This window comes from Vibrio gazogenes, assembly GCF_002196515.1.
Classification (GTDB): domain Bacteria; phylum Pseudomonadota; class Gammaproteobacteria; order Enterobacterales; family Vibrionaceae; genus Vibrio; species Vibrio gazogenes_A.
This window is the reverse complement of the sequence record NZ_CP018835.1, coordinates 2,460,691-2,472,816: the sequence shown is the minus strand read 5'-3', so window position 1 is coordinate 2,472,816 and position 12,126 is coordinate 2,460,691. Positions and strand designations below refer to the sequence as shown.

14 protein-coding genes and 1 other RNA gene are annotated in these 12,126 nt (G+C 45.3%); 6 read left to right on the top strand and 9 right to left on the bottom strand.

The window, feature by feature from the left end:
• Nucleotides 1-38 precede the first annotated feature (38 nt).
• The 4 genes from BSQ33_RS11280 to rpoE are packed head-to-tail and all read right to left on the bottom strand — an operon-like array spanning nucleotide 39 to nucleotide 2,771.
• Nucleotides 39-527: a SoxR reducing system RseC family protein gene (locus BSQ33_RS11280; RefSeq protein WP_021020512.1), complete on the bottom strand. Its 489-nt coding sequence runs from the start codon at nucleotides 525-527 to the stop codon at nucleotides 39-41.
• Entirely contained in the window at nucleotides 524-1,507 is a 984-nt protein-coding gene (gene rseB, locus BSQ33_RS11275) for a sigma-E factor regulatory protein RseB (protein WP_021020511.1), read from the bottom strand. Before rseB ends, BSQ33_RS11280 begins: the two co-directional genes overlap by 4 nt.
• Nucleotides 1,504-2,178, bottom strand: a complete 675-nt coding sequence (locus tag BSQ33_RS11270) for an RseA family anti-sigma factor (RefSeq protein ID WP_021020510.1) — start codon at nucleotides 2,176-2,178, stop codon at nucleotides 1,504-1,506. Before BSQ33_RS11270 ends, rseB begins: the two co-directional genes overlap by 4 nt.
• A 20-nt stretch (nucleotides 2,179-2,198) precedes the next feature.
• Nucleotides 2,199-2,771 (bottom strand): RNA polymerase sigma factor RpoE, encoded by a 573-nt coding sequence (rpoE, locus tag BSQ33_RS11265; protein WP_021020509.1) that lies wholly within the window; start codon nucleotides 2,769-2,771, stop codon nucleotides 2,199-2,201.
• Between the two features lie 434 nt (nucleotides 2,772-3,205).
• Between rpoE and nadB the strand changes: the two genes are divergently transcribed.
• Nucleotides 3,206-4,819 carry an L-aspartate oxidase gene (gene nadB, locus BSQ33_RS11260; protein ID WP_021020508.1) on the top strand — a complete coding sequence of 538 codons (1,614 nt, stop codon included), beginning with the start codon at nucleotides 3,206-3,208 and terminating at the stop codon, nucleotides 4,817-4,819.
• 41 nt (nucleotides 4,820-4,860) lie between these two features.
• Here the strand turns inward: nadB and BSQ33_RS21820 are convergent, their stop codons facing one another.
• Both BSQ33_RS21820 and BSQ33_RS11250 read right to left on the bottom strand, forming a co-directional pair.
• Nucleotides 4,861-5,208 (bottom strand): hypothetical protein, encoded by a 348-nt coding sequence (locus BSQ33_RS21820; RefSeq protein WP_021020507.1) that lies wholly within the window; start codon nucleotides 5,206-5,208, stop codon nucleotides 4,861-4,863.
• A gap of 31 nt (nucleotides 5,209-5,239) precedes the next feature.
• Nucleotides 5,240-5,500, bottom strand: a complete 261-nt coding sequence (locus BSQ33_RS11250; protein ID WP_021020506.1) for a succinate dehydrogenase assembly factor 2 — start codon at nucleotides 5,498-5,500, stop codon at nucleotides 5,240-5,242.
• 311 nt (nucleotides 5,501-5,811) lie between these two features.
• On the opposite strand from BSQ33_RS11250, the gene ygfZ reads away from it, so the two are divergent.
• The 3 genes from ygfZ to BSQ33_RS11235 all read left to right on the top strand — a co-directional run bounded on the left by ygfZ (nucleotide 5,812) and on the right by BSQ33_RS11235 (nucleotide 8,151).
• The gene (gene ygfZ / locus BSQ33_RS11245) at nucleotides 5,812-6,786 is read left to right on the top strand and encodes a tRNA-modifying protein YgfZ (protein ID WP_088134113.1); all 975 of its coding nucleotides are present in this window, start codon (nucleotides 5,812-5,814) and stop codon (nucleotides 6,784-6,786) included.
• Nucleotides 6,776-7,264, top strand: a complete 489-nt coding sequence (locus BSQ33_RS11240) for an aminoacyl-tRNA deacylase (protein ID WP_088134112.1) — start codon at nucleotides 6,776-6,778, stop codon at nucleotides 7,262-7,264. Before ygfZ ends, BSQ33_RS11240 begins: the two co-directional genes overlap by 11 nt.
• A 680-nt stretch (nucleotides 7,265-7,944) precedes the next feature.
• Nucleotides 7,945-8,151, top strand: a complete 207-nt coding sequence (locus BSQ33_RS11235; protein WP_021020503.1) for a DUF1107 domain-containing protein — start codon at nucleotides 7,945-7,947, stop codon at nucleotides 8,149-8,151.
• 44 nt (nucleotides 8,152-8,195) lie between these two features.
• Here the strand turns inward: BSQ33_RS11235 and BSQ33_RS11230 are convergent, their stop codons facing one another.
• The 3 genes from BSQ33_RS11230 to BSQ33_RS11220 form a co-directional block, all read right to left on the bottom strand.
• Nucleotides 8,196-9,416: an FAD-dependent 2-octaprenylphenol hydroxylase gene (locus BSQ33_RS11230; protein ID WP_088134111.1), complete on the bottom strand. Its 1,221-nt coding sequence runs from the start codon at nucleotides 9,414-9,416 to the stop codon at nucleotides 8,196-8,198.
• 11 nt (nucleotides 9,417-9,427) lie between these two features.
• On the bottom strand, nucleotides 9,428-10,606 hold the full coding sequence (ubiH, locus tag BSQ33_RS11225) for a 2-octaprenyl-6-methoxyphenyl hydroxylase (RefSeq protein ID WP_021020501.1): 1,179 nt from the start codon (nucleotides 10,604-10,606) through the stop codon (nucleotides 9,428-9,430).
• 174 nt (nucleotides 10,607-10,780) lie between these two features.
• A complete protein-coding gene (locus BSQ33_RS11220; RefSeq protein WP_021020500.1) occupies nucleotides 10,781-11,359 on the bottom strand; it encodes a YecA family protein in 579 nt (192 codons plus the stop codon).
• A gap of 259 nt (nucleotides 11,360-11,618) precedes the next feature.
• On the opposite strand from BSQ33_RS11220, the gene zapA reads away from it, so the two are divergent.
• Together zapA and ssrS are read left to right on the top strand one after the other, a co-directional pair.
• Nucleotides 11,619-11,927 (top strand): cell division protein ZapA, encoded by a 309-nt coding sequence (gene zapA, locus BSQ33_RS11215; RefSeq protein ID WP_021020499.1) that lies wholly within the window; start codon nucleotides 11,619-11,621, stop codon nucleotides 11,925-11,927.
• Between the two features lie 15 nt (nucleotides 11,928-11,942).
• Nucleotides 11,943-12,126: non-coding RNA, 6S RNA (gene ssrS, locus BSQ33_RS11210), on the top strand.

Sequence of the window (12,126 nt, the reverse complement as noted above, 5' to 3'; positions counted from 1 at the left end):
CAGATTCTACCCAATTTGAAAGGGATTCGCATCATAAATCACATTGAGACATCACGACTGACAATTGTCTCTCCTAAAACCCGGAGCAAAACAACTTCTTCCAGTGATAGCTTTTCCATTCGACGGGCTAGGATTTTGGCAATCCAGACACCACCAGCGGTGAATAAGATAGTACAGGCAATGACCCACGGCTCCCCGCCACCAAGTAGTGGCGCAAGCCAAAGCTGCCCGATTCCACCGCCTAAAATCATCATCAACAAAGGAAAAAGATAAACAATAGCTGCAGACTGCAATAGACTTTTTTCAGGAAATCCGATTTCCACAACCTGACCGGCTTTGACTTGCTGGGACGTATGCAACTGCCAAGTCAGCACTTTCTTACCGATAGCTTTAGAAACCATTCCTGTGCCACAACTGGAAGATGACGCACAGTGACTACAACTGGTCTGCTGCTGACAACTCAGTTCAACCTGATAATCTCCAGCGTTTTCATGCACTCGAGCAACTGTTGCCAAAGCCGTCATCATGGTTGGCTTGCCTCTGACGAGGTTTTCGAGCGCGGTTTAAACGTCACGGATTGCGCAATTCGTTGTGCAGTAGACGGTGGGATATCACCAATCACTGAGATTTCAGTTTTTCCTTTCACGACAGTTTGCAATGTCCGGCGACCTTGACGGATCAACTGGTTTTTCAATGAAAGATTGTCACGATCAGCAACATAAACCGAGAAACTAAACAGACCATCGGTATAGATTTGGCTTTCGACTAAACGATCCGTGATTGCCATCCGGTAACGGTTCAACTCTTTAGAAGAGAATCCATTCGGAACCCAACCGACATTCCAAAATGACTTCTTCACAGGATTTTCAGGCAATGAAAGCACATGTGGCAATTGCGCTTTATTTAAGCTCAGCATGAGCTCAGCTAATTTATTACTCAGGGAATAAGAAATGGTTCGATACTGCTCCAAGACTTCACCGTCCCGATCAACCAGATCTGCGCGGAGTGGCAGATGACTTCGCTCATCAATCCACAGAACATAGGAATAACGCAGCCCGTCTTTCGGAACCACGCGAAGAACCTGACACGCTGCACCGGCTTCTCGACCACGGCCGATTTTCACAAAATCATAATAATGACTCAGTTGATTCATATCGCCATGGAGTAGCGGAATGACCGGAGCTACCATCTTGTTGGATTCGATGGTAAACGGCTCAACTCCCGGCTCGATATAGCTCACTTCGTCACCACGACGGATAACCTCTCGAACAGGCCCGCTCAGATAGACCAAATGCGCCAAAGAATAACCATCTTCGACCGCATGCCGATATAACAATGGCTCAATTCCGTTCTTCTTAATCAGAATATAGGAAAGCTCATAATTTAATTTTTGGCTGGCGCGGCTCATCTGATGCAACAAAGCCTCTGCAGAGGGTTCATCTGCAAAGGCTAGTGACACATTCAGACTGAACAGCGCAGTTACAACACTGACCAGAAATTTTTTCATTCAACAACTAACTCTTGGTTTTCACCTGAACGCGCAGATGATTCCCGTTTTTGTTCGCTATAAAGTTTTAACTGTAGCTCATAATCTTGCAACATTGCATTGACGCGGCGACGTTGTTCCTGAGCACTGTTTTCTGTCGAATGTCTCATCATCGAATCACGCGTCAGACTTACAGGCTCAGCAGTTCCCGCCAGAGGAACCGTTTGTAATACCGGAAGCTGTCCATTGTCAGCAACGCCCTCTCCGTCAACGCCATCACCCGTCTGATATTGTTGTACACCAACAATAGCGACCAAGGAAACACAGGCAGCAACAGCAACCTGACCCAATTGACCTAACCATGCTGGTAACTGTCTTCTGGACTGTTTTGGCGATGGCTGAGATTCCAAAGGTGTAATCGTCAAAGTGTCCGGATTCTCAGTATTACGTTGTTCATATGCCAAATCTTTACGATGGATTGGCTCATCTTCCAGCGCTAACGCAACCCGAGAGGCAATATCCCATTCCCCCTGAGGTGTATCACCACGCATCACATCACCAATCATGTGATAGTTGCGCCATGTTTCTAAACCTTCATGATCTTTTGATAGATCGCTAATTAACGATTTATCGATCAACTCGCCATCCATAAGCGCCGAAAGTTTCTCTTTATCAGCCATTTTATTCACCATTATCTAGACAACTCCAGACATTACAAAAGCGAACCAATTCGCTTTTCTACCGCTTCTCGTGCTCGAAATATTCGTGATCTTACCGTTCCGACAGGGCAATTCATCACCACCGCAATTTCTTCATAGCTTAATCCTTCCAACTCTCTCAGAGTCATTGCGGTCTTCAAATCTTCAGGCAACGCATCAATTGCCGCAAATACAGCATGTTTCAATTCTTTCGACAGCGTAATATTCTCTGGGTTCGAAATTTCTTTTAAAACATTGCCACTTTCGTAATATTCAGCCTCTTCGGCATCCACATCATTTGCGGGAGGGCGTCTACTTTGTGCAACTATATGGTTCTTTGCTGTATTCACGGCAATTCTGTAGAGCCACGTATAAAATGCACTTTCTCCTCGAAATGAAGGAATAGCCCGGTAGGCTTTAATAAAAGTATCCTGAGCGACATCAGCGACATCACCGCTGTTGTTTACATATCTGGCGATGAGGTTGCAAACTTTATTCTGGTACTTCACGACCAAAAGATTAAAGGCTTGCTTATCTCCACTCTGAACGCGCTCAATCAATACTTGATCAGTCAACTGCTCGTGCATTCGAGCGTATACTCCTATCGTTCATCCCTTACCTTCTCAGATATGGGTATTCATACTTCAAAATGTAGTATTGACACCACCGCTTACATGAGCAGTATAGTGAGACTCATGTACAGGAAAATAGTTCCCCAACTGCGGTGAAATTTTTATTCATATTAATAGTGAATCTGTCGCTGCACAAATCAGCGCTTCGTCACTTTCCTTAAATGAGGTAAAATTTCATCGATGTCAACCGTGTTTATTAAAGCATTGCATGTAGTGAAAGAGAAAAACAAGCGAAATCGGGAATTCATCCATTTTTATCAGACTGATCCACTATATCGTCACGACGTTTCAATACTTAAGGTCCAATTGTCGCTTCAGGGAGCTTGTTCATAACAGAAAAAATATGAACGGAAGAAAAATAGATTAGGAATTATTGGGAAAATCAAACTATGCGTGTAAATCAAGAACATCAGTGTGATGTACTCGTTATCGGAAGCGGTGCAGCTGGGCTTTCACTCGCACTACGGGTTGCAAAAAAGGGTCAGGTCATTGTTCTGAGCAAAGGGGCCTGGAGTGAAGGTGCGACCTATTATGCACAAGGTGGTATTGCAGCAGTATTCGATGAATCCGACAGTATCGAATCACATGTTCAGGATACATTGATTGCCGGTGGTGGCATCTGTGAAGAAGAAACCGTTCGCTTTATTGCTGAGAATGCTAAAAAGTGCGTTCAATGGCTGATTGATGGCGGTGTACCATTTGATCTGGACGAAGGCAGTCATCAGGATCATCCTAAGTACCATTTGACCCGAGAAGGCGGACATAGCCATCGTAGGATTCTCCATGCAGCAGACGCAACAGGCATGGCGATGCAGACATCTTTACAAGATAACGTCCTCAATCATCCCAATATTAAAGTACTGGAACGCCACAACGCACTTGATCTAATCACTGAAGACAAGATAGGCGGCGACCCGAAGAAAGTGATCGGCGCCTATGTCTGGAACCGTAACGATGAGCATGTCGAAACCATTAAAGCGAAATTTATCATTCTGGCAACCGGCGGCGCATCCAAAGTCTATCAATATACATCCAATCCTGATGTTTCATCAGGTGACGGGATTGCCATGGCTTGGCGCGCCGGCTGTCGAGTCGCCAACCTAGAATTCAACCAGTTCCATCCCACCTGTCTGTATCACCCGGATTCACGTAACTTTTTGCTGACAGAAGCCCTTAGAGGTGAAGGTGCTTTCTTACGCCGTCCCGATGGCTCTCGATTCATGCCGGATTTTGACGAGCGAGCGGAGTTGGCACCGAGGGATGTGGTCGCCAGAGCAATCGACTATGAAATGAAACGTATTGGTGCGGATTGTATGTATCTGGACATCAGCCATAAACCTGCGGACTTCATCGAAAAACATTTCCCGACCATTTACACCCGCCTCCAGAGTCTGGGAATAGACATGACCAAAGAGCCGATTCCGATTGTTCCCGCTGCACACTATACCTGTGGTGGAGTGATGGTGAACCGCCAAGGGGAAACCGATCTCAAGCAACTTTATGCCATTGGTGAAGTCAGTTATACCGGCTTACATGGTGCGAACAGAATGGCATCCAACTCATTATTGGAGTGTGTGGTCTATGCCCGGTCTGCGGCACAAGATATTCTCGAAAAGCTCGAAAACGCCCAGCTTGCCCAGTCACTTCCGCCTTGGGATGAGAGCCAAGTTACCTGCTCCGATGAAGAGGTTGTCATTCAACATAACTGGCATGAGCTGCGACTCTTTATGTGGGATTATATGGGCATCGTTCGCACAGATAAACGTTTAGAACGAGCTTTGAGAAGGATTCACCTGCTTCAACAGGAAACACATGAATATTATAGTAATTTTCGAGTTTCCAATAATCTCATCGAACTCAGAAACTTACTTCAGGTTGCCGAACTGATGATCTGTTGTGCAATGCAGCGCAAGGAAAGCCGCGGATTGCATTACACCCTAGATTATCCAGAGCCATTAGAGAATAGCGGCCCGACCGTCCTTGATCCTAAAGATTTTTCCTAAGTCTGGATAATACTGAAAGCTTTGCAGCACACGATGACTTGTCAACGGAGGTGATAACGCCTCCGTTTTTCCATCACTAAAAGCTGCCGATATGTATGCTCTCGGCAGCTATCACGCCACAGAATCTGCCGCTTGCCGTGTTCTCCGACAAAAATCACGAACCAGATTGCAAATGAGAGTTTAACTTGCTCAATCCTCTGTTGGTGAGTGCCAGCGATCAGTATGCCCGTATCTGTATATCGGCATGGTTCAGCAATCATAGGCAATAAGAGTCTTTGCTCATACCAGATATTCAATAACCAGCAAATACAAATCATCGAGGGAATCAGGGGGAAATCGATAGAAATTAATGCCCAGATGGAAAGTTGAACAATCAACCATTGAACCATATAGGCATTCAAAGAGACTGAGGCGTAAAGATTAACGGACTTTACCAAGGTTATAAGCAACTATCTTATCAACCATCGAAGCATGACTGAGATTTTCACTCCGTTTATGCCCCATCAGCCAAGAAAATAGATCCGGATCATCACATTCCAGTAAAGAGACAAAATCCTGCTGCTCGGATTCATTCAATTGATCAAAACATTCTTCAAAGAATGACATAATCACCACATCTAGTTCCAACATACCACGTCGGCATGCCCATTTAATACGGGCTTTTTCTTCGTCGGTATACATTCTAAAACCTCATTGATTTAATTTTTATTAGTGTATCAAGGGAGCATTCAACCCGCTACTAAGTGGGTCACAGTCCAATCTAATCGACAAAACTTATCCGATTTAACATACCTTTCTGACGATTAGCAAAAGATTTATCTGAAAACGATAGTATGATTTGAACTTGCCCGTATTTGCCGGTAAATGTCTACCATGAAATCGTACTGCGTGTCATCCTTGCAACACAAGAAAGTACGTCTCAACAGTGATTTGGGAATCAAAAGATTTACGTATAGAATGTCTCCATTCAATCGGCACAAGGTGATACAGATATGACACAGCAAAACGACTTTCACCCTTTCGAACATACGCCAGAAACCCCATTACCAAATTTACTGCTCACTCAACTTTCGTCATGGGGATATATTGCCACCACTGGCGCAGATCAAAAATCTTATCTACAGGGGCAGATAACCTGTGACATCGTTTCACTCGAGAAAGATCAGTCAACATTCGGTGCGCATTGCGATCCAAAAGGAAAAGTCTGGTCGGTATTTCGGATTTTCCGACACAACGATGGCTACGCCATGTTCCAACCGACCAGTGCCATTGATGCTGAACTCAAGGCTCTCAAAAAGTATGCAGTCTTTTCCAAGATCGAGCTTACGCAAGGCGATGACATGCTCCTCGGAGTGATGGGAAAAGATGCTGAGAATTACATCAATACCCTCAGTGATACTCGTGGCGATGTCCGGGAGATCGAAGGCGGCACGGCTGTAAAAATTTCTGCGCAACGCTGGTTATTAATCACAAACCAACCGGCAGCCCAGTCATTGATAGCTGCCTTTCGGGGTGAAAAAGTCACCGAAAGCTTATGGACTCGTTTTGACATTGAAGAAGCGCTACCGATTGTAACGGCAGATGAACAGGAACAACACATTCCTCAAGCGCTGAATCTTCAGGCGCTCGGTGGCATTAGCTTTAGTAAAGGCTGTTATACAGGACAGGAAATCGTGGCACGAGCAAAATATCGTGGCACCAACAAACGTGCCATGTACATCCTTAAAGGAAACATCGACGCAACACTCAACAACGACCAACCACTGGCGTTGGAACGTTCCGTCGGCGAAAACTGGCGCGGTGTCGGTCGTTTTCTTGCGGTTTATCCATTCAGTGATCATACCGCAATCGGTCTCATCATCCTGCCAAACAACCTAGAAGCAGATACCCGCTTCAGAATCGTAGGCGCGCCACAAACCGAGTGGACGATACAACCACTCCCCTATGGTTTGGATGATGAATCCTAATCTGGATACCCAAGTCCTTGAATTTCTCAGGCAGCAGCAGGTGCCACACCGCCTGCTGTTGCAACAAGAAGCAACCATCACGATCGAAGCAACTGCGATTTTACGTGGCGTTCGCCCAGCTCAAATGGTCAAGTGTGTTCTACTGAGAGATATGAGTGAACGTTATGCATTAGCTTGTGTACCGGGCCACCTATCCGTCGATCCCAAAAAAGTCAGGTCCTACCTTGGGTGGAGAAGAATGACATGTGCAACCAGCGATCAGGTTTTACAAGTCACAGGCTATCCTGTTGGTGCGGTCACGCCATTACTGCTTAAGACCAATATGCCGATCCTGTTTGATCCTAGCATTTCCCAAGAATCAGAGATTACTATCAGTAGCGGTGATCGGCATGCAGGCATCGCAATGCAAGCGAACGACTTACTTCACCTTATTCAGCCCACAATCCTCTCCATTCATCGCGAGCCTTCTGGTTGTTAATGTAATCCATTGCAAAAATATGTGATCATATTCAAATATAAATAAATCAATAAGTGAATTATTAATCAATAATAAAACATAAATAGTCATTTATCATTTTTTCACGTAGTCTGTTGATGTTAGTTCAGCCACGCTTTTCAACCAAATCGCGACTGAATTGACTGAAAAGTGAAACTGATTCAAGTCAGTACATCCACTTTTTGTGTAATGCATCTGTGACTATTTAGCCCGTATCCAAACAGATGCGGGCTTTTTTTCATCAAAGCTAGGGATTTTTTTTGACAGCCATCGGTCAAAAACTATATTCATGGATAAACATCATGAAATTTAACAATGGTTCAGCAATTTTGTTATAAAAGTGTCACAATGTTCGGGCTTAATAGTCCACCGAGAACGGAGGATTGCACATCGTCGCATAAGATGTGTATAAGCTGTCTCAAAGTTAACAGAACTGATACAAACCTTTCGTTTCATTCTTGTTAAATATGTAGATGACAGCACAAAAATTCAATGAACTTATCATGCCATGATTATTTCACTACAAATGTCACAGCATGAAGAACGAAATAAAATAAAATCGTGAGAGTGAATTGAGTTTTCACCAAGGTGATGTTGAAGTTTGCTGGCTGTGAAGTCACCAAGTTAGCAATCACCTCAGATATTCAGGAAAGGACGATAATATGAGACTGTTTAAGCGCTATACACCGAGTATGATTGCTAAACATATTAGTCGGCTATTTAAAGGTAGAATCTACATTGACGGCATTGGCAAATTTGAGTTCGATCAGGGAAAACTGATACTTCCCGAACAAGCAGAACAACGTCACTATCGAACGGTCAAAGAAATTAATCAGGAAATTATGCGGCTAAAATACGTATGCGCATAACCAGAATAATAGGGCAACGCAATTCGTTGCCCTTCGAGATGGTATCACTCAATAATCGCTGTTTTCGCAAGATCCGGTAAGTGTCCCCGAATCCCCAACGCCCGCAGCATCATGTCATTTTTGACATTTGGTACTTGATTTAATACCGACATGCCCATCCCCCGCACTAATTTCTTCACTGGAAAATCTCCGGAAAATAATGTCTTAAATCCCTGCATTGCCGCAATCATCTTGGCAGCTTCAGCTTTTCTCCAGCGTTCATATTGGCGTAGGTTCCGTTGGTATCCAATGTCTTTGCCTTGCTGCCATAACGTCTTAATTTCCTGTGCTAACGATGCCGCATCAAGCAGCCCAAGATTAACCCCCTGCCCAGCCAATGGATGAATGGTATGGGCTGCATCCCCGGCGAGTGCGATTCGCTCACAGACAAAGTTTCGGGCATAGCGCATTTTCAAAGGAAAGACCGCTCGTTCGCTAACCAGCTCACATAAGCCAAGATGCCGATCAAATTCAGTACAGAGTGAACGGTTGAATTGCTCTGCTGTCATGTTTAGCAATGCTTCTGCTCGCTCGGGATCTGTGGACCAAACAATAGAACACATATGCGGATCAGTCAGAGGCAAAAATGCCAATGGCCCCTGTGGTGTGAAGATCTGCCGTGCAATATACTGGTGCGGCTCTTCCGTCATCACATTCGCGACCAAAGCAGTATGACCATAATCCCAATGCGTTAATGGAATATCCTGCTGCTGACGAACCCAAGAATTTGCACCGTCCGTTCCCACAACCAGCTTTGCGGTCAAAGCACGACCATTATCCAGAGTCAACCAAGCTTCACTTTCCCCCACAACCAAACTCTGACAACGCGTCGGCATAAAAAAGGTGACATTTTGCTGAGATTGCACGACATCCAAAGCCGCCAGTTGAATCACTCTGTTCTCAACGATATGGCCGAGATCGGGCTGAGCAAGCTGTTGACTGTCAAACTCAATCCGGGCAAAGCTGTCTTTTTCCCAAACATGCATTTCACCATAAGGCGCAGCTCGACGTTGAGCAATGCCTTCCCAGATCCCAACATTCTTTAAAATGTGTTCACTGGCTCGGCTCAAGGCTGAAACGCGGATATCCGGCACTTCACCTAATGTTGCATCCGGTATATGACCTTCAATCACTGCAATTCTCAAATCTGTATTTTTCAGTGCCGCGGCCAATGTCAACCCAACCATACCACCACCGATAATGGCAATATCAAAACTTTGCATCATATAAAAACCTTCTAACGAGATACGTATCCCAGTGTCCGAGTCAACAAAGGTTGTTTGAGCACAGGGAGGTTATCAATGGCCATCAACCCTAAATTTCTTCCCACAACCGTCGGAAACCACGTATTAGAGAAAGTGTGGACCAGCGTGGAAGTCATTATCATCGTCTTTTGTCGATCGGGGGTACGACGTTGTTGGAATGCAGACAGCGCGGCATAACATCCGACATCATTCGGATAGCGTCGCACTTCTTCAACCAATGTCGCAATATCCCGAATGCCCAAATTAAACCCCTGACCAGCAATCGGGTGGAGCGTTTGAGCAGCATTACCAATAATGGCAAACCGGTGAGAAACCGCCCGAGAGCGATAAGTCAGCTTGAGCGGATAAGCCGCCCGTGTTCCGACACGGTTCATTTTTCCCAATCGCCAGCCAAATGTCTGCTGAAGCTTAGCTAAGAATGTGTCATCGTCTTGAGCAAGCATTTCAGCCAAAGCATCAGGCCTGATACACCACGCCATTGCCATTCGTTGATGCGACATAGGCAGCAGGGCCAATGGTCCGGAAGTCGTGAAACGTTCAAAAGCCTGCCCCTGATGAGGCTGACTCAATTCAACATTAGCAATCACCGCAACCTGTTCAAAGTCACGGACTTCAGACGTGATTCCGAGCTGATGGCAACAGGTCGATGTATTGCCATCTGCGGCAATCAATAATTTACCACGGAGCGTTGATTGGTCAGCGAGCTGCACTTGTACTTCGTCAGTGGTTCGCTCAACACTTTGGATCGTTGCCGGACAAAACAGGGAAATCGCAGCACGTTCCTGCAACAAGCGATGATAAATCTGCCCGACATCCGCCAATTCAACCACATAACCCAGTGCAGACATCCCAAGGCGATTCGCTTCAAGATCCGTCATTCCGGCATGTCCCCGATCAGAGATATGAATCCGAGAAATCGGTGTCGCATAAGGTTGAATTGCACTCCAGAGCTGATATGCCTGAAGTATTTGAACGGTTCCGTCAGAAAGTGCAATTGATCGTGCATCAAATCCGGGATGCGTCTGCGTCGAAAAATCACATGACTCAACCACCGCGATCCGAAGTTTTCCACCAAAACTGGCATCTAATGCCAGTGCCAGTGTCGCTCCAGCCATTGCACCACCAGAGATAATGACATCAAACATTTTCATTCAACTGCTTTCCGTTTGTATAGGTTCACGTATGACTCAGCCATGACACCTTCAGCAATCAAGCATGCCTCAGCAAAACCGTAGCAGAGTGAGACATTCACATGTAATAACGATGGACTGAATCCCTGATATATAACCGTCGGTATCAGCCCAGCGTCCGTCAATCAAACCGATTTAGTGGATTGTGGGACGCTTGTTTTCAGTTTTGATCCGAATGCCATATTCAGCATGGATCGCCAAGACACAAGCTTTCACATGTTCAATGACCTGCTCAAGTATTATCGCCTGTTCCTCAAGATCATCATCTTCATCAATCCCCAGCCGAGCCATCTCTTCCAAATCAGTCAAAGCTTCTTTGGCGTCATTCGATAACTTATTGATATTCGGATGAGCCAATCCCAGACCGGAGATAAAGTGATTAATCCATTCGGAAACGCCATCGGCTAATTCAAACAGCCCATGCTCTCCATCGCCTGTCGGTAAAAACAACCACAACTGGAAATGATTCTGGGTGATCTCTTCCGCTGTATAGGCCATCAGCTCACCGGCTAAACCCAATGCTGCCATCGGCCAGCCCATGCCATCGTTGGTATAATCAAATAAGAGCGGCTGCCAACGCCCATCTTCCGGACTCAGACCACCAGATAACATACCGGTTAACAGTCCATGTAGTTCTGCTGGGGTTACAGAGAGGGAAACCGACTTTAGCGTCTCAGCGAAAGACTCATATTTAGGAAACTTATTGTCACTCATAGGGCTGCCTAAAGAAAAATAAAACTAATCCTACCACCTCAGTCTCATTGCTGAAATGTTCAAAACATCAAATCTGTTAAACTATCCGGAACAATAGCCTAGGTTTTGTCCGAATTGTCTAAGATCTGTGTTTTTAACCAATCATTGACCTTGATATCAAGGGAAAGACTTGAATCTTATCGACGCTTTTCCTATAGTTTCCGTCTTGATGATACCGTCAACGTATCATCCACAGTGGCATGTTGCGAGTTCATAAGTCATGAGTAATCAAGCGGTTGATGTTGAGATTTTAGGAAAAATAACACGAGTGAATTGTCCCCCGGGCCAAGAAGACTCTCTGATTCAGGCGGCTAAAGAGCTTGATAATCGTTTGAAAGAAATGGCAGAAAGAACTAAGGTGACAAATGAAGTGAAGTTACTCACGATTGCTGCTTTAAATATTTGTTATGAGTTACAAAGCCAGATAAAAGAGAATCAACAGACGACGGCGAATCTGGCAACACGAATGGAGTTGCTCTCCACATCGCTGGATCAGGTGATTCATCAAGTCGAGCAAGAAAAATTGTAACTCAGCGCCACAAAATTTACCCTGAAGTGTTCGTCAGCGGATTACGTCCCTGAGCCGATAAGCAATACATAAGGGTTGGTACTTGCTGGCTATTGAGCAAGCTCGGCACGCACCGAGAAGCCTACGGTCAACATTACTGATCCGCCTTGAACCAGCTGGTTCAAGGGTCAAACATCTGCAACGGCACTTTGGGGTTCCC

Coding starts and splice junctions, on each gene's coding strand:
- BSQ33_RS11280 (WP_021020512.1), bottom strand. CDS start 527: ATGATGACGGCTTTGGCAACAGTTGCTCGAGTGCATGAAAACGCTGGA.
- rseB (WP_021020511.1), bottom strand. CDS start 1,507: ATGAAAAAATTTCTGGTCAGTGTTGTAACTGCGCTGTTCAGTCTGAAT.
- BSQ33_RS11270 (WP_021020510.1), bottom strand. CDS start 2,178: ATGGTGAATAAAATGGCTGATAAAGAGAAACTTTCGGCGCTTATGGAT.
- rpoE (WP_021020509.1), bottom strand. CDS start 2,771: ATGCACGAGCAGTTGACTGATCAAGTATTGATTGAGCGCGTTCAGAGT.
- nadB (WP_021020508.1), top strand. CDS start 3,206: ATGCGTGTAAATCAAGAACATCAGTGTGATGTACTCGTTATCGGAAGC.
- BSQ33_RS21820 (WP_021020507.1), bottom strand. CDS start 5,208: ATGGTTCAATGGTTGATTGTTCAACTTTCCATCTGGGCATTAATTTCT.
- BSQ33_RS11250 (WP_021020506.1), bottom strand. CDS start 5,500: ATGTATACCGACGAAGAAAAAGCCCGTATTAAATGGGCATGCCGACGT.
- ygfZ (WP_088134113.1), top strand. CDS start 5,812: ATGACACAGCAAAACGACTTTCACCCTTTCGAACATACGCCAGAAACC.
- BSQ33_RS11240 (WP_088134112.1), top strand. CDS start 6,776: ATGAATCCTAATCTGGATACCCAAGTCCTTGAATTTCTCAGGCAGCAG.
- BSQ33_RS11235 (WP_021020503.1), top strand. CDS start 7,945: ATGAGACTGTTTAAGCGCTATACACCGAGTATGATTGCTAAACATATT.
- BSQ33_RS11230 (WP_088134111.1), bottom strand. CDS start 9,416: ATGATGCAAAGTTTTGATATTGCCATTATCGGTGGTGGTATGGTTGGG.
- ubiH (WP_021020501.1), bottom strand. CDS start 10,606: ATGAAAATGTTTGATGTCATTATCTCTGGTGGTGCAATGGCTGGAGCG.
- BSQ33_RS11220 (WP_021020500.1), bottom strand. CDS start 11,359: ATGAGTGACAATAAGTTTCCTAAATATGAGTCTTTCGCTGAGACGCTA.
- zapA (WP_021020499.1), top strand. CDS start 11,619: ATGAGTAATCAAGCGGTTGATGTTGAGATTTTAGGAAAAATAACACGA.